The sequence below is a fragment of the Bacillus sp. Bos-x628 genome (assembly GCF_040500475.1).
Taxonomy (GTDB): Bacteria; Bacillota; Bacilli; order Bacillales; family Bacillaceae; genus Bacillus; species Bacillus maqinnsis.
This window is the reverse complement of record NZ_CP159358.1, coordinates 624012-644498: the sequence shown is the minus strand read 5'-3', so window position 1 is coordinate 644498 and position 20487 is coordinate 624012. Positions and strand designations below refer to the sequence as shown.

17 protein-coding genes are annotated in these 20487 nt (G+C 40.2%); 2 read left to right on the top strand and 15 right to left on the bottom strand.

What is annotated here, in order from left to right:
• The first annotated feature begins 1 nt into the window (after position 1).
• On the top strand, positions 2–2437 hold the full coding sequence (gene parC / locus ABVJ71_RS03425; RefSeq protein WP_353855615.1) for a DNA topoisomerase IV subunit A: 2436 nt from the start codon (positions 2–4) through the stop codon (positions 2435–2437).
• Between the two features lie 61 nt (positions 2438–2498).
• Here parC and ABVJ71_RS03420 read toward each other — a convergent pair whose 3' ends face one another.
• From ABVJ71_RS03420 to ABVJ71_RS03410, 3 genes are all read right to left on the bottom strand, one after another.
• A complete protein-coding gene (locus tag ABVJ71_RS03420) occupies positions 2499–2624 on the bottom strand; it encodes a hypothetical protein (RefSeq protein WP_353855614.1) in 126 nt (41 codons plus the stop codon).
• A gap of 43 nt (positions 2625–2667) precedes the next feature.
• Positions 2668–2997 (bottom strand): hypothetical protein, encoded by a 330-nt coding sequence (locus ABVJ71_RS03415; protein ID WP_353855613.1) that lies wholly within the window; start codon positions 2995–2997, stop codon positions 2668–2670.
• Positions 2998–3193: 196 nt separating this feature from the next.
• Entirely contained in the window at positions 3194–4366 is a 1173-nt protein-coding gene (locus ABVJ71_RS03410) for an MFS transporter (protein WP_353855612.1), read from the bottom strand.
• 518 nt (positions 4367–4884) lie between these two features.
• Here ABVJ71_RS03410 and ABVJ71_RS03405 point away from each other — a divergent pair.
• The gene (locus tag ABVJ71_RS03405; protein WP_353855611.1) at positions 4885–5097 is read left to right on the top strand and encodes a bacteriocin-like WGxF protein; all 213 of its coding nucleotides are present in this window, start codon (positions 4885–4887) and stop codon (positions 5095–5097) included.
• A 524-nt stretch (positions 5098–5621) separates the two neighbouring features.
• Here ABVJ71_RS03405 and ABVJ71_RS03400 read toward each other — a convergent pair.
• The 12 genes from ABVJ71_RS03400 to ABVJ71_RS03345 form a co-directional block, all read right to left on the bottom strand.
• The gene (locus ABVJ71_RS03400; RefSeq protein WP_353855610.1) at positions 5622–6653 is read right to left on the bottom strand and encodes a Gfo/Idh/MocA family oxidoreductase; all 1032 of its coding nucleotides are present in this window, start codon (positions 6651–6653) and stop codon (positions 5622–5624) included.
• Between the two features lie 63 nt (positions 6654–6716).
• Complete coding sequence (locus tag ABVJ71_RS03395; protein WP_353855609.1) at positions 6717–8177, bottom strand: CoA-acylating methylmalonate-semialdehyde dehydrogenase; 1461 nt, start codon at positions 8175–8177, stop codon at positions 6717–6719.
• On the bottom strand, positions 8150–9190 hold the full coding sequence (gene iolC, locus ABVJ71_RS03390; RefSeq protein WP_353856541.1) for a 5-dehydro-2-deoxygluconokinase: 1041 nt from the start codon (positions 9188–9190) through the stop codon (positions 8150–8152). The genes ABVJ71_RS03395 and iolC overlap by 28 nt, the downstream gene beginning before the upstream one ends.
• On the bottom strand, positions 9190–10020 hold the full coding sequence (gene iolB / locus ABVJ71_RS03385; RefSeq protein ID WP_353855608.1) for a 5-deoxy-glucuronate isomerase: 831 nt from the start codon (positions 10018–10020) through the stop codon (positions 9190–9192). The genes iolC and iolB overlap by 1 nt, the downstream gene beginning before the upstream one ends.
• Positions 10021–10048: 28 nt before the next feature.
• Positions 10049–11977, bottom strand: coding sequence for a 3D-(3,5/4)-trihydroxycyclohexane-1,2-dione acylhydrolase (decyclizing) (gene iolD / locus ABVJ71_RS03380; RefSeq protein ID WP_353855607.1), 1929 nt, complete (start codon positions 11975–11977; stop codon positions 10049–10051).
• 53 nt (positions 11978–12030) lie between these two features.
• The gene (locus tag ABVJ71_RS03375; protein WP_353855606.1) at positions 12031–12804 is read right to left on the bottom strand and encodes a DeoR/GlpR family DNA-binding transcription regulator; all 774 of its coding nucleotides are present in this window, start codon (positions 12802–12804) and stop codon (positions 12031–12033) included.
• Positions 12805–13019: 215 nt separating this feature from the next.
• Positions 13020–14435, bottom strand: coding sequence for a sugar porter family MFS transporter (locus ABVJ71_RS03370; protein ID WP_353855605.1), 1416 nt, complete (start codon positions 14433–14435; stop codon positions 13020–13022).
• A complete protein-coding gene (gene iolE / locus ABVJ71_RS03365) occupies positions 14432–15349 on the bottom strand; it encodes a myo-inosose-2 dehydratase (protein ID WP_353856540.1) in 918 nt (305 codons plus the stop codon). The genes ABVJ71_RS03370 and iolE overlap by 4 nt, the downstream gene beginning before the upstream one ends.
• Before the next feature lie 529 nt (positions 15350–15878).
• Complete coding sequence (locus ABVJ71_RS03360) at positions 15879–17204, bottom strand: alpha-glucosidase/alpha-galactosidase (protein WP_353855604.1); 1326 nt, start codon at positions 17202–17204, stop codon at positions 15879–15881.
• A gap of 34 nt (positions 17205–17238) precedes the next feature.
• Complete coding sequence (locus tag ABVJ71_RS03355) at positions 17239–18069, bottom strand: carbohydrate ABC transporter permease (protein ID WP_353855603.1); 831 nt, start codon at positions 18067–18069, stop codon at positions 17239–17241.
• Positions 18069–19004, bottom strand: coding sequence for a sugar ABC transporter permease (locus ABVJ71_RS03350; RefSeq protein ID WP_353855602.1), 936 nt, complete (start codon positions 19002–19004; stop codon positions 18069–18071). Before ABVJ71_RS03350 ends, ABVJ71_RS03355 begins: the two co-directional genes overlap by 1 nt.
• Positions 19005–19046: 42 nt before the next feature.
• Entirely contained in the window at positions 19047–20303 is a 1257-nt protein-coding gene (locus ABVJ71_RS03345; RefSeq protein WP_353855601.1) for an ABC transporter substrate-binding protein, read from the bottom strand.
• Between the last annotated feature and the right edge of the window lie 184 nt (positions 20304–20487).

Sequence of the window (20487 nt, the reverse complement as noted above, 5' to 3'; positions counted from 1 at the left end):
TATGGCACAACAAGAACGCTATCACGATTTACCGTTAGAAGAAGTAATTGGAGACCGATTTGGTCGCTATAGTAAATATATTATTCAAGACCGTGCGCTTCCTGATGCGCGCGATGGTCTAAAGCCCGTACAACGAAGAATTTTATATGCGATGTATGCGGAAGGGAATACACAAGATAAAAACTTCCGTAAAGCGGCGAAAACAGTCGGTAACGTAATTGGTAACTATCACCCGCATGGTGACTCGTCTGTTTATGAAGCCATGGTGCGAATGAGCCAAGAATGGAAAGTACGTAATGTGCTGATTGAGATGCATGGTAACAACGGAAGTATTGACGGAGATCCGCCTGCTGCTATGCGTTATACAGAAGCGCGACTTTCAGCTATTGCTTCAGAGCTTCTCAAAGACTTAGACAAGGAAACGGTTGAATTTGTTGCGAACTTTGATGATACTAGCAAAGAGCCAGTTGTATTACCAGCGATGTTTCCTAACCTTTTGGTGAACGGCTCAACAGGAATTTCAGCTGGTTATGCCACTGATATTCCTCCACATCATCTCGGTGAAGTCATTGACGCTGTCATTAAACGGATTGAACAGCCAGATTGTACGGTAGAAGAATTAATGACGGTCATTAAAGGGCCAGATTTCCCGACAGGCGGTATTATTCAAGGTGTTGAAGGCATTAAGAAGGCATATGAAACGGGTAAAGGAAAAATTATGATACGCGGAAAAGCTGAGATTGAAACCATTCGAGGCGGACGTCAGCAAATCGTAATTACAGAGATTCCTTACGAAGTCAATAAAGCCAACCTCGTCAAAAAGATGGATGAGTTTCGGATTGAAAGAAAAGTAGAAGGTATTTCAGAGGTCCGAGATGAGACAGATCGTACAGGACTTCGAATTGTTGTAGAGCTGAAAAAAGAAGCAGATGCAAACGGCGTCTTAAATTTCTTATATAAAAATTCAGATTTGCAAATCCCATATAATTTTAATATGGTAGCGATACATAATCGAAGACCAACCTTAATGACGCTCACAACAATACTTGATGCATATATTGCCCACCAAAAAGAAGTGGTGACAAACCGCTCAGCTTACGAGCTTCGAAAGGCGAAGGAACGTCATCACATTGTAGACGGTTTAATTAAGGCACTCTCCATTTTAGATGAAGTCATTGCAACGATCCGTTCGTCTAATGATAAACGTGATGCGAAAAATAACTTGATGGAGAAATACGACTTTACAGAAGCACAATCAGAAGCAATTGTTTCTCTCCAATTGTATCGTCTAACGAACACAGATATTACGCAATTAAGAGAAGAGGCAAGAGAGCTTGATGTGCGTATAGCAGAACTTAAAGCGATTTTAGCCAATGAGAAAAAGCTACTCAAGGTCATTACGACCAGCTTGAAAAAGCTCAAAAAAAATTATGCGGATGTGAGACGATCTGTTATTGAGGAGAAAATTGAAGAGATTAAGATTAATCTTGAAGTGATGGTTGCATCAGAAGATGTGTATGTAACCGTAACAAAGGATGGTTATATCAAACGTACAAGCCAGCGTTCATATGCCGCTTCTAACGGTAAAGACTTTGGCATGAAAGATACAGACCGTCTCATTCATCAGTTTGAAATGAATACGACAGATGTTCTTCTTTTGTTTACGAATAAGGGGAGTTACATTTACTGTCCGGTTCATCAACTGCCAGATATACGATGGAAAGACATGGGGCAGCATATTACGAACATTATTTCAATTGATCGAGATGAATCGATTCAAAAAGCGATCCCAATTAGAGAATTTGATGAATCGTCGTATCTTGTGTTTTTTACAAAAGGTGGTATGGTCAAGAAAACCGAGTTGCTTCAATATAAAGCGCAACGTTACTCTAAGCCCCTTGTTGCATTAAACTTAAAAGGTGATGATGAGCTTGTGGATGTTCACATCACATCAGGACAGCAAGATTTGTTTATTGCAACGAAAAATGGTTATGGGCTATGGTTTGATGAAAAAGATGTGAGCATTGTTGGTCCAAGAGCGGCTGGTGTCAAAGGGATTCACTTGAAGGATGGGGATGAGGTTGTCTCTGGACAAATAATGGATCCGAAGACCCATGTTCTTGTTCTCGTCACACAAAGAGGTGCCGTGAAACGAATGAACCTCTCTGAATTTGATAAAACAACAAGAGCGAAACGCGGTGTTATCATGCTAAGAGAATTGAAGAAAAACCCGCACCGAATTGTTGCTGTGATTGCTGCCGAGGTGCATGAAACGCTTGAGATAGATACGGAGAAGGGAGCAACGATCCCACTTGATATCTCCAGTCTTAGAGCGAATGATCGTTATAGTAATGGTTCCTTTGTTTTAGATGTGGAAGAGCAAGGAGAAGTGACGCATGTCCTCATCTCTCCTGTCAGCAATCAAGACAAATCATAAATAGCCAAAACGAAAACCCCCTGTGATCAAAAACAGGGGGCCTTTTGATAGGATTGTCAGTTTAGCTTTCGTGGTTGCCAAACATACTTGTAATGGCATGCACCACTTCAATTCCTTGGTAAACGAAAAGAGAAAGTGAAGTGACAGAGAAGAGACCTATAATGAATAATCTTAAGAAAAATAACATCGTGTAAAACCTCCCAATTTCTGTTTTGATTTAGATGGTTGGGTTAAACACGAGCTCCTCGGAAATAAGAAGATTGATAGAACACTGCTAGTAAATGCTTCTTTTTCCGATCAAATCGATCAGTATATGTGATGCGTGCAAATCCAGCTATCATACTGCCAATGATGAGCAGTGCTGTAAAAGCAACAAATACTGCGCCCACATGTTTCTTTTCATCGCCAGTTGTCTGAACGATTTTCATTTCATGTGTTTCTTGATCAGCAACCACCTTTGGGTGATGGTTCACTTGAACGGAATGAGGCATTGAGAACAAATGAAAACTTGCGAGTGCTATGAATAGTACTGCCAATTTCAACAGCATATTTTTTTTCATTTTTCTCACCCCTTCCTGTTTATTTTCATGATCTTACCACGTTTTCAGTTATTTGAAAAGTCTTATTTTTTTACTTTCCCTTTTTTAAAATGCTGTAAACATGAGGACATTTATAAGACTATTTCACTTTATGAAAAGTTTCAATTTTATTTTTTAAAATTAAAAAAAGTGCCATGATCTACGATCGTGACACTTTTCAGTGAGATTGCAATGAATGCGGTTTTGCTACAGTTTTTGTAAAGATTCCTGCAATACATATCGCGAAAAGAACAAATATAAATGCATGAAGCAGTCCTATCTCATTGGCGAGAAGTCCTAAAATAGGTGGGCCAGAAAGGGAGGCTGTGTAACCTGATAAGGTCACAATGCTGACGCGTTTCACGGCGTAGCGGCTATCATCACCAGCTGCAGAAATGGTCAGCGGGAAGCCTAAAGAAGCGCCAAGTCCCCATAAAAAGATGGATATCATACAGACAACAAGTGAAATTTTTAAAATCACCAAGAATAGTCCGATAGCCGCTGATAAAATAGCGATTCTTAGCAATAAAACCCTGCCGAAGCGATCGATCAAACGTCCGCTGATCAGTCTTCCACTAATCATTCCACACAAAAATAGAGCATAAATGACGGTACTCATTGAATGTGAGACCTTGTAGCCATCCACCATCGCAAGTGGAATCCAATCGTTTGCAGAGCCTTCTACAAATGCAAGACATAAGGCGATCATTGCAAGTGCTACCGTTCGTTTGTTCAGCCAAGCATTTCGAGAAGAATCGACTGTTTCTGGCTGTTTCTCATGCTGATCTTTTCCTGTCCCGTGCGGAATAAACCGTGTACAAATCAAAATGCTGAGAAAGAAAAGAAGGGCAATGATCAGAAGGTGGATCAACACGGATACGCCTAGATGAATAAAGAGGATCCCAGCACCTGCACCAACTAAAGTGCCAATGCTGAAGGACGCATGCAAAATAGGCAGGATGGTTTTCTTGATTTGGTACTCAATTTCTGTCCCTTCTAAATTCATTGCTACATTGCACATGCCTGAACCTGCTCCAAAAAGAAAAAGACCGGCAGTGACAACAAACGTAGAAGAGAGCGTTGCACCGATTGCAAGGGTGGTGAATCCAATGAACATCAAATAAGCGCTGATCACAAGGGCTACTCGGCCGCCTTTTTTACGAACGAATACATTGGCAAGAACAAGTCCAACAATTGAACCAACGGATAAGCCGAGTAAAATAAGTCCCATCGTCCCTGTGTTCGCTTGCAATAAATCTCTAACTTCCGGGGTCCGCGAAAACCATGTGGAGATGGAGATCCCAGACATCGTAAAAATGACAATAATCGCTTTATACCACTTTAATTCCATCTAATCCCTCACATCTAATTATGAATATGATACAGAACAAATCTACTCGATTATAAATGAGACTTCCTGATTCGTAAATAACATGAGAGGGAACAACATGAAATTTTGGAAAGGGGCACACCGTCAATTTGAAGAGGGAATAAAATAAAAACAAAGAGGGAGGAATTGAATCGAATCAGTGTATTAAAATTGTAAAATTTTCAAATTTAGCATTGTATACATTTTCTTAAAATGGTAATTTTAATACCAAATAAACATATTTACTAGGAGGACAAGCTGTTTTTGCTAATTAGTCAAACGATGTCAATCACGGGGAAGTTAATTTGAATGAAACAAGAGACTTAATGAGTGCCCTGAAGCTAACTAAAACAAAAGCCGGCGGCGGTTCTTGGTATCAAGGGTTCGAAGGTGGTCAAGTTAAATCCAATGGGGAAAACGATTATTTGTGTTACTCATGATCAAAAAATCGCCGATGGTTCGGATAGAGTTATCCATCTTTCATAAGGAGAGGTACTATAATGAAACATATTGTTTTTGCACTGTCTACAAGTGTCCTGATTGTTATGACAGGGGTCATTCACAGAGTAATCTTTAGAATGTTTAATCTTCCGTTTGATCAGGCTATTTTCTTCTGGGGTGGATTCGTTGTTATTTATTTTGTGTTAGCGTTGCTTTCTTCTTTACTCTTTAGGAATATAGGTTCAAACAGCAGAAAATACGAGGCTTCATAAAGACGATCTCTTGCTCCTAAATCAATCAGGGGGATACAGGTGGCTAGTAAAAAGGATCGGCGCTGACCGATCCTTTTTACTAGCAGCTGTTTGCATGGAGGGTCGCTGTCATAAGTCTGTTATACAGCTTAAAGTACTACCTAGAAAGAGGTCAGGAATGGAAAAGAATCTCCAATATTTTTTATCTGAAAATAACTCAAAAAGATAGAAGGACTATAATACTAATCGAAACAAATAATTTGATGATTATGAATGATAGCAGACTCGCTAAATTTTTATTTTCAATTCTGTCTCAAAAATAAAGTATACTTAATATTTTGAGATATAAATTCCATTGGATACTTAACTTCCTAGAATATATATTATGTAAACTAAAATTTTATGTCTTTTAAGGACAGTAGTCATAGTCAAGTATTGATCTTCCCCTCTTTCTTCATCAAAAAAAGATGCGAGCACTTAATCATGCGTTGCATCTTTTGCGATTTTGGGCAAACTGAACAATCAAGTTTCAGCGTATACGGTGTTTATCTTTTTTCAGCTATGAATGGTTGATTGAAAAATGGGCGCTCTTTGAGATGAATCATTGTTGTTTTACCGGTTGCTTTTGCCTTGAGACAAGCATCAGCTGTGACGGCAGCAACATATCCATCCCAAGCGGATGGTCCATTTACTTCATCTTTTAGTGAAGAATGAATCCAATCCTGTAATTCTGCGTCATATGCTTCTTTAAATCGATATTGCCAGTCTGTTAATATGTTTGTTGAGCATTTTGCCTCACTACGCAAGATGACACTAGCAGGGTCAGGCAAGTGAGCAATTCCTTTCTCTCCAACAACCTGGCACTGAATATCATAACCATACTGACAATGAACAAATATTTCACCATTTATGACTGTGCCTTGTTTCGTTTTCATGATAACGATTAAAGGATCTTGCAAATGGTCAGCGGCTTCTCTCGTTTTTTTAGGTGCAATAACTTGTACGGATACATAATCATCGTTTAGTAACCAGCGATGAATATCAATTTCATGAATGAATGTATCGACAATTGACATATCGGCGGTATACCTATTAGGGACTGTTGGGTTACGGTGTGCGGCATGAATGATTAACGGCTGACCTATTTGTCCTTCATCTATCACTTGTTTTAATGCGCGATATCCAGTATCGTACCGGCGCATATATCCAACTTGTACCAATGCCTTTTCAGCTTTCATTTCAGCTTCTACAATTCGCATACATCCTTCTTTCGTTGTTGCAAGTGGTTTTTCACAAAAAACAGGCTTCTTTGCTTCAATCGCAGCTAGTACAAATTCTTCATGTGTTGGCCCCCATGATGTGACCATGATTGCCTCTACTTCATCAGCTTGAATTAATTGATGACCATTTTCATAAATGCGTGCATCTAGATCAAAGGCTTCCACAATTGCTTTGGCTTGCTGGTCGTTCACATCTGTAACAGCAACAATTTTCCCATTTGACAGTGTATTTGTGATGCGTTTAATATGATCTTGACCAATAGCGCCCACGCCAATAACACCAATTTTTAATTCCATCTTTGCTATCCCCCTGTATTTGTGCTTTCTGGCACGGCTGATTTTGATAGGAGTGCTTTCAGCTTATAAATAGCGAGCGGTGACCATTTTCTTTCTTGTGTAAAATTCAACACCGTCTGTGCCATTTGCGTGAAGGTCGCCATAGAATGAATCTTTCCATCCTGAGAATGGGAAAAATGCCATTGGTGCTGGAACGCCAACATTAATTCCTAACATGCCTGCTTCTATGTTCTCGCGGAATTCTCTCACTTTTGATGCACTGTCAGTGTATAGACAAGCGCCATTTGCAAATCTTGACTCATTGGCAAGGTCAATGGCGTCAGCAAGTGATGAAACACGCACGATTGATAAGACTGGCGCAAAAATTTCATCTTGCCAAATTTTCATTTCTTTCGTGACATGATCAAAAATAGTCGGGCCGATAAAGTATCCTACGCCTTTCGTCTCATTGTCTTTACGGCCATCCCGAATAAGATTTGCTCCTTCTTCAATACCTGATTGAATATATTGAAGCGTTCGTTCTTTGTGACTTTCCCGAATGACTGGGCCGAGGAAGACATCTTCATTGATGCCATTTCCGATCACCATTTGATTGGATTCAACGATCAATTTTTGAATAAGTGTATCAGCAATTTCCTCTTCTACAGCGACAACAGCGGCAGCCATACATCTTTCTCCAGCAGAGCCAAAGGCGGCGGCAGCAATTTGTTTTGTTGCCACATCTAAATCTGCGTCTTTTAGCACAATGGAATGATTTTTTGCCCCTGCGAGTGCTTGGACTCGTTTTCCATGCGCTGTGCCTTTTTTATAGACGTATTCTGCGACTGGCTGAGAGCCAACAAATGAAATGGCTTTGACCTTTTGATGTTCAAGTAACCCATTGACTACATCGTGTGCTCCGTTGACAATGTTGAGGACTCCTTTTGGCAATCCCGCTTCCTCAAATAGTTCTGCTAATCGTGCTGCAAGAATCGGTGTGCGTTCTGAAGGTTTAAGGACAAATGTATTTCCGCAAGCAATGGCCAATGGGAACATCCAGCAAGGAACCATCATAGGAAAGTTAAATGGTGTGATGCCGCCAATCACTCCGATTGGGTAGCGATACATACCAGATTCTAGTCCAGTCGCAATATCAGGCAATTGTTTTCCCATCATGAAAGTCGGGGCGCCGGCTGCAAATTCTACGCATTCGATTCCGCGTTGTACTTCTCCGCGTGCTTCTGTTAAGCTTTTACCGTTTTCAAGCGTGACCAGTTCCGCTAGTTCTTCCCATTTTTCGACGAGTAATTGCTGATATTTAAAGAGAATACGTGCTCGTCTTGGCACAGCCGTTTTCGACCAACTTGAGAACGCTTCTTTTGCTGCTTGTACGGCTTGTTCTACATCTTTTTTTGTCGATAGGGGCACTTTTGCAATGACTTCTCCAGTTGCTGGATTATAAACGGGTTCAGTATGGTTTGTTTCCGCACTCACCCATTTTCCTCCAATATAATTTTTCAATGTTTTGACAGTTGTTTTGGACATGATCTTCTCTCCTCTACGGTTTCTTCGTTTGCAGCGTTTATAAAGGCTTTAATGTCTTGGACTGTTGGCATCGCATCTGAAGAACTATGTTTAGATATCACGATTGATGCCGAGGCGCTCCCAAAACGCATGGCGTCTTGAAGAGACATGTTGTTCATCAGTCCATAAATAAAGGCAGAGGCATATGCATCACCTGCTCCAAACGTTTTGAGTACCTCTGTTTTAAAGATGCCGCCTCGATATGTCTTGCCATCTTTTGTATATGCAATGGATCCATTGCCACCGCGTTTGATCACAACGATCTTCGTATGATGGGAAAACCATTTTTTTGCTGTTTTTTCATCATTGGGCTGTCCATCTACGGTCAGCTTTTCCATTATGTCAAACTCTTCCCTTGTGCCAATGATGACGTCTGATTTTTCAGCAGCTAAATTGTAATAAACGGCTGTTTCTTGATCTGATTTCCATGTGTACGGGCGATAATCTAAGTCGAAAAATACGGTTACATGATGTTTACGTGCGTAATCTAATGCAACAAACACCGCTTCTCTTGATGGACTCTTTGCAAGAGCTGTGCCTGATATAAGTAAAGCTTTTGTCTTGAGAATATACTGCTCAGAGACTTCCTTTACGTCAATTTTTAAATCCGCTACATTGTCTCGGTACATTAAGATACTACATTCTTCCGGACTCTTAATTTCTGTGAAGGCAAGGCCGGTGACAGCACCAGTTTGATCAATGACAATGCCATCTGTGTTGATGTTGTTCTTTTTAAGATAGCTCGTTGCGAATCGTCCCATTTGGTCATTTGCGACTTTCCCGATGAATCCAGATTTCATGCCAAGTCTTGCTAATCCAATGGCAATATTGGCTGGTGACCCGCCAACATATTTGGTGAATGTCATTGTCTCTTCCATTGGACGGTTCAACTCGTTTGCATTTAAATCAATACATAATCGACCCATTGCAATGACATCGAGTTCACGCTCTTTTTTAAACGTTAAGTCAGGCATCATGATCCCTCCTTGTTCACTTTTAATTTGTTTTCCATTACCCATTCATGTTCTGTACTGTTGTGAAATTTCCAAGTCCGCACTGGACCTGCCATGACATTCAAATAATAAATTTCATAGCCTGGCGGAGCTGACACTGGATGATATCCTTTCGGTACAAGAACAGCGGTGCTATCTGTTACAGCCATTGTCTCATCTAGTGAGAGATCATCTGTATACACTCTTTGTAAAACAAAACCTTGTTGTGGTTTTACTTTGTGATAATACGTTTCCTCTAAATAGGATTCGTGTGGCAAATTGTTTTGGTCATGCTTATGCGGTGGATAGCTTGACCAGTTTCCTTCTGGGGTGAATACTTCTACAACAAGGAGATGATCAGCAGGCTCTTGTTCTGGTAAAATGTTGTGAACCTGTCTTGCGATATTGCCTGCCCCCCTATGTTCAACGCTTACTTGTTCAGGAGCAATGAGGCGAGCTGGATAAGTCCCTTTTCCTGGCGCAGCACAGATGGCGATTTCGCTATCTGTTATGGCTTTCATCTCATAGTAATCGTCGTTTGGTACATAAACGGAGAAAGGGGGTATTTTCTCGAATACATTCATTCGTTCTCCAATCTCATCCCATGCTTTGTTTTTGGTTGAAAGATGGAGTTTACCAGATAGAATGACGATGCATACCTCTTTTTCACCTGTTTCTTTGCGGACAGTTTCGCCTTTTTGAAGTGTATATACGTCAAAACCAATATATGTCCACCCGGCTGATTGGGGTGTGATGCTTATCACCTTTCCCTCTTTGTCTCTTTTTTGTTTCGGTACAATTAAATTTGCCATTTTGCTCATACCTTCCATTTGGATTGATTTAATATTTTCTTGCTTGCTTTAATTGGCGTTCCTTTTCTTCATATACGATGTTTATTCTTTCATTTTCAGAGACTTGTGCAATACCTACGTGCCACCACGATTCGCCATAGCCTGCTGTCATGGTTTTTGGCAGTACTTTCACGTCAATAAGAGTACTGACTGTCTGTTTTTTTGCGTCTTCGATGGCTCCTTTCAGTTCATCAAGTGTATGAACTTCATATGTTTTCGCACCATATCCTCTTGCCGATTGGGCATAATTGATTCTCATAATCTCCCCATCTAGCAATCCCGTTACCTTGTTTCTTTTCCGAAATTCAGTCGCAAAACTGTCCATACCATGACTCATTTGTAAGTTGTTGATACAACCAAATCCAGAGTTGTCAAAAAGGACGATGTTGATCTTATATCCTTCTTGAATACTTGTTACAAGTTCACTATGCAACATTAAATAACTACCATCACCAGTTAAGGCATATACTTCTTTGTTTGGCTCTGCCATTTTGACTCCAAAGGCAGAAGCGATTTCATAGCCCATACAGGAGTAGCCATACTCAAGGTGATACGTGTTACGTTCTTTTGAAATCCACATCCGCTGTAAGTCTCCCGGAAGACTGCCGGCAGCGCATGTAATAATGGCATCAGATGGGATCCATTCATTCAAATGCCCAAGGACAGTGGTTTGCGGCAGTGTTGTGTTGAGCTGTTCTTGATATTCCTTTAATTCATGATCAAAGTGATTTTTGATCTCAGGGATAAAGTCACTTTCAGTGTATTGAATATGGCGAAGTCGATGAAGCTCTTGTTCCCAGCGATTCTTTGCTTCTTTTATTTCAGTTCTATAAGTTGTTTGATAGTCTTCTAGTTCTTCCGTTAATGCAAGCAGCGCCAATTTGGCATCAGCAATCATTTTCGTTGCATCTAATTTAGATGCATGGTAGTCAGATAAATTGATGGTCAAGACATCGCTATGTGCGTAAAGTCGTTTAGAGGCTGTTGTAAAGTCCGTAAACCTCGTACCGACTCCAATGATGAGATCTGCTTCCTGTGCAAGTTCATTTGCGGCGCTATTTCCAGTAACACCAAGTCCACCTACATTTAATGGGTGGGTACTTTCGACGCCGCTTTTTCCAGCTTGTGTTTCACTAAAAGGGATATTGAATCTTTCAGCGAATTGTAAAAATTCGTCTGCTGCCTCTGAATAGCGAACCCCTCCGCCTAAAATGAGGAAAGGTTTTTTCTTCTTACGAATTAGTTTCACTGCCTCTTGTATACTTCTTGTTGAAGGCTGTCGTCTATCTAAGTAGTGGATCCGCTCTTGAAAGAAGGATAAAGGATAATCCCATGCTTCCCCTTGAACATCTTGAGGGAGTGAAATTGTGACAGCACCCGTATCAGCTTGATTTGTTAAGACGCGCATGGCGCTAATCATGGCAGACATGAGTTGTTCTGGTCTTGTCACTCGGTCCCAATATTTACTGACAGCCCGAAAGGCATCATTGGTGGATAAACTCAAATCGTATGTTTGTTCGATTTGTTGAAGGGCAGGATCTGGTTGCCTCGTGGCAAAGACATCACTTGGGAAAAGTAAAAGTGGAATTTGATTCGCTGTTGCAGTAGCTGCAGCAGTCACCATATTGGCTGATCCAGGTCCTACAGACGCGGTACAAGCTATCACCTGTTTACGGTGTTTTTGCTTTGCAAAGGCAATTGCGGCATGTGCCATCCCTTGTTCATTTCTTCCTTGATATACCTCAAGTTTTCCTGGGTTCTCTTGAAGGGCTTGTCCAAGCCCCATCACATTACCATGACCGAAAATCGTAAAAATTCCTTTCATCAATGATTCTTTTTTACCATCATCAAATTCAACATATTGGGCATTTAAAAATTTAACCAATGCCTGACTCATGGTTAGCCTGATTGTGTCCATTTCATTCCCCGCCTTATCTTAAAAATGTTTTTGAAACGTCTTCTTACTCAAGCTTATTCATCTTCGTCTTGTGAAGAAGCGACGATCAGTTCGATGTGATGCTCTTTGAAAAAGGTGGTGTAGGTATTATCGAGAGAATTGTCAGTAATTAAGTAGTCAATCTCATCTAACCCGCAATATGTCACCATGGCATATTTATTAAATTTTGTATGATCGACTACTAAAATCACTTCTTTCCCTTTTTTCACGACCATTTCTTTCATACTTGTTTCAACAGGTGATGAATTTGTGACTCCATTTGAGATAGAGACACCTGTTGATGCCATAAACACTTTATCGAAATTGTAATGAAGAATCTCGTTTGTATAAGCAAAGTTGGAAAATGATTTTGTTCTCCGTTCTAAAAGTCCACCAGTTGAAATGACATGTAATTGTGCGTAAGGCAATGCTTGCACAATAAAATCTAAATTGGTCGTGACGATCGTTAATTCTTTGTCGTTCAAATAATGAATCATTTCTAACGTTGTTGTGCCGGAGTCAATAAATATGACATCGCCATTTTCTACTATGCGAGCCGCTTCTTTCGCGATCCATTTTTTTTGAAGTTGATTTCGTGTTTGTCTGTCATGAAATGATTCAAGCCTCGCATGGTTTACTGCTACTCCCCCATAAACCTTATGGATATGTCCTTCTTCAACCAGCTTTTGTACGTCGCGCCTAATCGTATTCTTTGATACGCCGAAGGTCGTGACTAGATCGTCCAATGAGACAGATTGATGTTGGATGACATATTCTTTTATTTGCTGGATTCTTTTCGTTTTGAGCATACACATCTTCCTTTTCATCTTCTCTATGGGAGAGTGCGTTGGTCGTTAATCGGCGCGATGGCTTGACCCAAATTGTTTTATGCTGCTAAAAAGATAGGAGACTGCTCCTCTTTTGCTTCATCAAGCATGCTTTTCATTGAGACGAGCCTTGAATCCATCACAATCTTCATTGAACTTTCATCCCATATTTGTTCATTGTTCATATAAATCCATGTTTAAGATAATGACTGGTCTGTTGTCATATCGAGTGATGATTGGTTGTGCTGACGGAAGTTCATTTCTAGTTGTTCTAGTGTTAGTCCTTTTGTTTCTGGCAAGAATTTCAGCACAAATAAAATTGACAGGATGCCGAAGGCTACAAAAAGGAAGAACGTCATCGACAGTCCTATATGAGCTAGTAAAATCGGGAATGTTAAACCGATTAGGAAATTTACTATCCATAAACAGAACACACTCACACCCATACCAAGCCCTCTTAATCGAAGTGGAAAAATTTCTGACAGCATGAGCCATGTCACAGGAGAAATTGCTCCTTGCTGAAATGCAAGGAAGGTAATTGTCAACAGCAAGATCAAATACGGAAGAAAAGCTGTTCCTAGAAAGAGATTGGAACATATACCGATACATAGTAATGTGATTGTTGTTCCAATCAAGCCTGTCACTAACATCGGTCGACGTCCTACTTTGCCAAGCAACCAAATGCCAACAAATGTTGCGAGAACAGAAATCACACCATTGCCAATATTCCCAATAAGAGCTGCTTTCGTTTCAAACCCTGCATCCTTTAAAATTTCCGTTCCGTAATACATGATGGAATTGACACCAGTAATTTGCTGTACAATTGCAATGCCGATTCCAATGCCCATGAGTCGTCTAATCCATGGAGTGGCCAAATCTTTAAAAGTAGCTTTGTTTACTTCCGCTTCTTCTTTGTAAGCGTTCTCAATTTCTTGAAGTTCTGCACCGGCTGACCCTTTGATGCGAATGCGTTCAAGTACATGAAGAGCCTCTTTGTTTTTTCCCTTTGTCACAAGCCATCTCGGGCTCTCTGGTACTGTTAGCATCCCAAAAAATAAAACAATGGCTGGAATCGCTGCAATCGGAAGCATGATGCGCCATACATAAGGGTTTTCTCCTAGTAAGTTCCCAATGATTGCATTAAAAGTAAAAGCAAGCAATTGGCCAGATACGATCATGAGTTCATTTTGTGTCACGATTCTACCACGATTCTCTGCAGGTGAGATTTCTGCTAAAAATGTTGGAACGATCACTGAAGCGCCTCCAACTGCTAATCCTAATAAAAATCGAAATAGGACCATTACTTCTGCGTTTGGTGCAACAGTACATCCTAATGTCGAAAAAAAGAACAGAACGGCTAAGTAAAAGATGCTTCTTCGCCGGCCATACCTGTCAGATAATCTTCCGCATATGACTGCGCCTAATGCAGCGCCTAATAATAATGCACTCGTCACAAGCCCTTGCATCAGCGCTGTTAAGTTTAATTGATCAGGCAAAGACATGTAAGGTAATGCACCATTTAATACACCCGTATCATACCCAAAAAGAAGTCCGCCAAAGGTTGAAATTAAGATGATAGACCTTAGATTAGTTTGTTGGTTGACTTTGTTCATGCTCGTTTCTCCTGTTCTATTGAAGAATGAATAGTCAAGTTCTCATCAATGTACTGACGTGCCTTTAATGCATATTCTAAAGGGTGAGCAATTGCTGGATTTTGTTCAGCCTCAATAATGATCCATCCTTTATAGCCATGTTTGATTAACAAACGGTACACTTCAATAAAATCAATGCAGCCATCACCAGGAACAGTGAACATTCCGTTTAAGAAGGATTGAAAAAATGATAACTTCTCTTTTCGGCAGTTCTCTAGCACGTCTTTTCTTACATCTTTGAAATGGACATGATGAATACGGTCGATATGCTGCTTTAGTAAGGATACATAATCACCATCTGATACAAAAATGTGCCCTGTATCATATAGGAGGTGAACATATTTTGGATTTGTCCCAGCTAATAGCCTCGTCACATCTGATAAGGTTTGAACCCCTGTGCCAAGATGATGATGGTAGACAAGCTTGAGGTTGTAGGTGTTTGCCATTTGACCTAATGTATTAAGGCCTTCTAAAAGGTGAGACCATTCTTCATCTGTAAAAGATGGTTGGTTTTGATAAATGTTGATGTCTTTTTTTTGAATGGAATAGGTCTGCTCTGAAACAACAGCTACACTCGCATCAACGTCTTGTAAATACTGACAATGCTTTTTAAATGCTTTTATTGAAGCATCTAAACCATCTCGTATCATATAGCTACTAAACCATTTGCCGGCTATTTTTAAATGGCGTAGTTTCAGCTCTTTATTCAAAATAGCTGGTTTTGGAAAAAAACCACCTGCTTCAGTTCCTTCAAAGCCAGCAACACAAATATCACTTAATAAATGAGAAAGTGTAGTTTCAGCGCCAATTGCAGGAATATCATCATTCCTCCATCCAATAGGTGCGATCCCCCATAAAATCCCGTCTTTCGCCACTTGTTTGTCATCCCCCTTTACGTTTAAATGCACTTCATTTGAATTATCCATAAAGTAACCAATATATAATCAATTATTTGGATAACTTTTGATTAAGTTTGAAATAATCATAATATTAAAAGCGCTTACAGTCAATTCATTTTTTGAATTTTTCTAAATGATTTTTTACGACAAAAAACCTGATGTATACATTCACATCAGGTTTTTTCACCTTTTTGATTGATCATATATTTGACTTAATTCTAATCATGGCTTCTCCATAGTGCTTCATGGATTCTTTCAATTCTTTGATGATTTTTTTCACATGTGTTTTCACAATGAATGACCCCTTCTTTTAATGGCTACTTTCATTATGAAGAGTTTATGTTTTTTTAGCAAAGCAGATGAGTGCGGATACATTGAGTATGAGAGCGTAAACATTCTTAACATTCACCAGAATGCTAAACATTCTATCAAATTGTGCTACAGCAGAAAAAGCTGAAAGAAGTAAGATGCTTCCTTCAGCTAAGTCTATCTGGTCACCAGTGGTTTATGAAAAGATATGTTGTGATGTTTCCTTGTAGGTTGGGAGCATTTCACCATGTGCTTCAATCAGATCATCACAAAGCTTGACGATATCATTCATTGATAGCTCTGCACTTGTGTGAGGGTCTAATAATGCTGCTTGATAAATATGCTCTTTTTTGCCGGTAATGGCTGCTTCAATCGTCATTAATTGTGAGTTAATATTGGTTCGGTTGAGTGCAGCCAACTGTTCAGGTATTTCTCCTATATAACAGGGCATGATGCCGCTCCGATCCGCAATACATGGTACTTCTACACAGGCTTTTTCAGGCAGGTTGTGAATGAGTCCTCCTGTGTTCAATACATTCCCGCCAAATTTAAATGGAACATTGGTTTCAATGGCTTCTATGATGCGGGAGCCGTATTCTTTTGAGCGAGTGTGGGTAATTTGTGTATTGCCGACGATATCATGTTTCATTGTATTCCAGTTATTGATTTGCTCTTCGCACCGACGCGGATACTCATCAAGCGGGATATTTAATTGTTCTATTAATTCTGGATAACGCGATTTAATGAAATAAGGATGGTATTCGGCATTATGTTCTGAGGATTCTGTCATGTAGTAGCCGAATTTATCCATTAATTCAAAACGAACCATATCATGATGCTGCGTTTTTTGTTTTTCTTTTGCTCGTCTTTTGATTTCTGGATACAAGTCCTTCCCGTCCCGCTTGACTTCTAACAACCATGCCATGTGGTTGATGCCGGCGATTTTTTCCTCAATTCCTTCATGGTCCATTTCAAGTGATTCAAACAGATCTTTTGTACACACCTGTACACTATGGCAAAGACCGACAGTTTGTATCGGTGTGTAACGAAGCATTGCCCCCGTAAGTGTAGCCATAGGGTTGGTGTAGTTTAAAAATAAGGCATCCGGACAAACCTCTTCCATATCCTTCGCAAATTCAAGCATGACAGGGATTGTTCTGAGTGAACGAAAGATGCCGCCGATTCCAACCGTATCTGCAATTGTTTGTCTTAATCCATATTTCTTAGGGATCTCAAAATCAATGACAGTGCTTGGTTTATAGCCCCCCACCTGGATGGCATTGATCACATATTTGGCGTCCTTTAAGGCTTCTTTACGATCATCATATGACTTGATGGTCACGCTTGCGCCATAGTTATCTTTTAAATGCCTCAACATCGTTTCTGATTCTTTCAGCCGGTTGCGGTCAATATCATATAAGGCGAATTCAAAGCCAGATAGCGCTGGAACGAACATACAATCTCCTAATATATTTTTAGCAAACACGGTACTTCCTGCACCGATAAATGTAATTTTAGACATAAACGACTCTCCTTTTTTCACATGCAATGATGGATTATCCTTTGACAGAACCTTGTGAAAGCCCTGCGATAAAATATTTTTGCAAAAGTAGAAACATTGTGATCATTGGTAGCATTGCAATGAGAGCAGCGGCGCCAACGAGCTGGAGCTGGTGCTGATTTTGACCAAAAAAATTGGATAATGCGATGGTCAGTGTATGCATTTCTTTATCTTGTAAAAAGAAGATGGCAAACTGATAATCGTTCCAAATAAATACACACGCAATAATTAAGACAGAAGCTGTAATCGGCTTGAGTAATGGGAAAACGACAGTGAAAAAGACTTTAAGTGTGCCCGCCCCATCAATACGAGCCGCTTCTTCGAGTTCTTTTGGAATGGTAGACCGGATAAAACCTGCGTATAAAAAAATCGTCAGCGGCAAAAAGGCAGCAACATTGTTTAAAATAGCGATTTGATAAGTATTCATCATACCGAAGTTGACGACCATTTTATATAGCGGGACAAGCGCTGTCAGCGGCGGGATGACCATGATGGCAATAAACAGAATATAAACAACTTTATTCAGCTTCGTCACTCTTCTTGCGAGCGGATAGGCTGCAAGAGATCCGAAAATGATGAGTAAAAGAGCTGAGCTAAACGTGATGATGATTGTATTCAAAAATGATTGACCCAATTGGGCTTCCTGCCATGCGATGCGAAAGTTTTCAAAATGAAGCTGTGTCGGAAACAGCCATTTTGAGCTGAAATCCCCAATGCCTTTTAGCGACGTGGTCACTAATATATAAAATGGAATCAAATGAAGCAGTGTAATGAAAAGAGCTAGTAAAGATAAACGTCTTTTCTTTCGTTTATAAGCGTTATCCATCACATCTCGGTCTCCTTTCGTTTGAAATAGATCAGCGCCGCTATACTCATGACAAGGATAATCAATGCCATAAAGACACCTTGAGTCGCAGCATAGCCTGCATCCTGCCGTTTGAAATATAAGTCATACATAAAGGTAGACATGGATTGCGAGGCATCTCCTGGTCCGCCGCCTGTTAGTGCGACAATGACATCAAACAGCTTCAGTCCGCCAATGACATTCAGCACGACGTTGATGGTGATAGATGGCATTAACAGCGGCAATGTAATACGCCAGAATTGTTGGAGACTGGATGCACCGTCTAATTGTGCCGCTTCATAATAGTCCTTTGGAATACTTTGAAGCCCTGCTAAATAAATAATCATTGCAATACCAACGAATTGATACGTATTCACAAATACAATAATCCACGTGTTCAATTGCGGATTGCCAAGGGCATTTATTGGCTCAAATCCAAATAGCTTCACGACGTCATTTAATGCACCGCCTTGGTACGCAAAAATGAAATACCATATATAGCCCATTGCAATAGGGCTGATCATCACCGGTAAATAAATAATCGTTCTTGTGACAGCTCTCATTTTCAGGCTGTGATTTAAGAGCAACGCATAACCGAGTCCGATGATGTTTTGTAAAATGGTGCTTCCAATCCCGTAAAGCAGTGTGTTTTTGACAACAAGCCAAGTTGTTGGATCTTGAAGCAACCGTTTGTATTGATCTAACCCAATCCATTGATAATTTTGCGAGAAACCGTTCCAATTTGTAAAAGAGAGCTGAATCCCGTTGAAAAAGGGATAAATGATAAAGATACTGACAACGAGAACGGCTGGCATATACATCCACCATAGTGAAGAAGTGTGACTTCGTTTCATCTTCTGTTTTGGAAGAGAGGTGGATGTTGCGGCTGCTTGTTTTGTTTTTGTGATGTCACTCATTGGCTTCACTCCTGTTTCAGCTTTCGGCTGCCCTTGAGTCGGCTATTGTTTTTGAAGGCGCTGATATTCCTCTTCCATCTTTTTAGATAACTGCTCTGGTGTCATGGAACCAGCTAATAGCTCTTGACCGGTCGTTGCCATGACAGCCCACATGCCGCTAGGTAAATATTTTCGATCAAAGTAAGGTTCAATTTTTATATGTTGATAGCGTTTATAGAACTCAGAGTAATAGTTTTTAGCGTGCACCTGCTTAAGGGCTGTTTCAGAGGACGTACCTTCTGCGATTTTCTTCGCGTTTGCAGGCTTGGCTAAAAAGTCGATGAATTGTTTTGCTTCTTTTAAATGTTTTGAGTCCTTCCATGCGGCTACGGTAAACCTTTCTCCCCCGATCCAGCTTTGCTTATCTCCTTCATAAATGGCTGGAACAGGCATTGTTCCTACTTTTATGGATGAATTCAATTCCGTCGCTTCAGGGCCTAAAGAACCTCCGACAAATGTGAACGCAATTTTATTTTGAGCCATCAGCTCAGGAGCTTGAGAAAGTTTAGCTGTGAGAACATCTTTGTTTAAAAGCTCTTGATCTTTTAAGTCCTTCATAAGCTGTGCAAGAGGCGTATACTTAGACCAATCAAACGTCCCATTCTCGAGTTCTTTTCCATGATGATGATTCTGATCTGTAATTAATAGAGGAGTTGCCAGTTCATCGAATACTTGGGCAATGTTTGAATTATCTCCCCCAGGTATCCATAGCGGCACGACCTTCCCTTTACTTTTTTCTTTGACGGTTTTCAAAGCGTGCTTTAGTTCATCCAGTGTTTCGGGCACTTTAATTCCGTATTCTTTTAAAAGGTTCGCATTGTAACTAAGACCATCTTTGGCTTGATTCAGAGGATATGCATACACTTTGCCATCTTTGTCCTTTAAGATTTTATCAAGTGAAGGGTCCAAGTTTTTAACCCAGTCCATCTCTTTTAAATCAGCAACATACTCGCTATAACGAAGTTTGGCCCAGCCATGCGTATCAAAAAGGTCTGGCATATCGTTTGCACCCATTTTGACGCGTATCATATCTTCATAGCTGTTTCCTGGGAAATTGGCATCAATTTGAATGTTCTCATGCTCCTTTTCAAAATCACGAATCACTTCTTCAAATGCTTTCCTTTCACCGTTGTTACTCATGGTTGAAAAAAGGGTCAAGGTGACCTTTCCATTCGTTTCAGAAGATCCACTGTTTCCGCAAGCAGACAGCAAAGCCGTCAAGACAATAGCTAAACTGAGCATCATGATTTTTTTATTCATTGTATCCTCCTTTTGATCACTGAAAATTCTGACTATATTAAGTGGAATTTGTGCAGTTGCGCAAACAAAAGAAGTCCATTATACTGGAATTCTATTCTTTTACAAAGAGATTAGAGAGCATTTCGCAGGCTGTTTTCACTAAGCATGATCTGGCCATTATGTTTAGCTGTCCTCCATTTGCTTT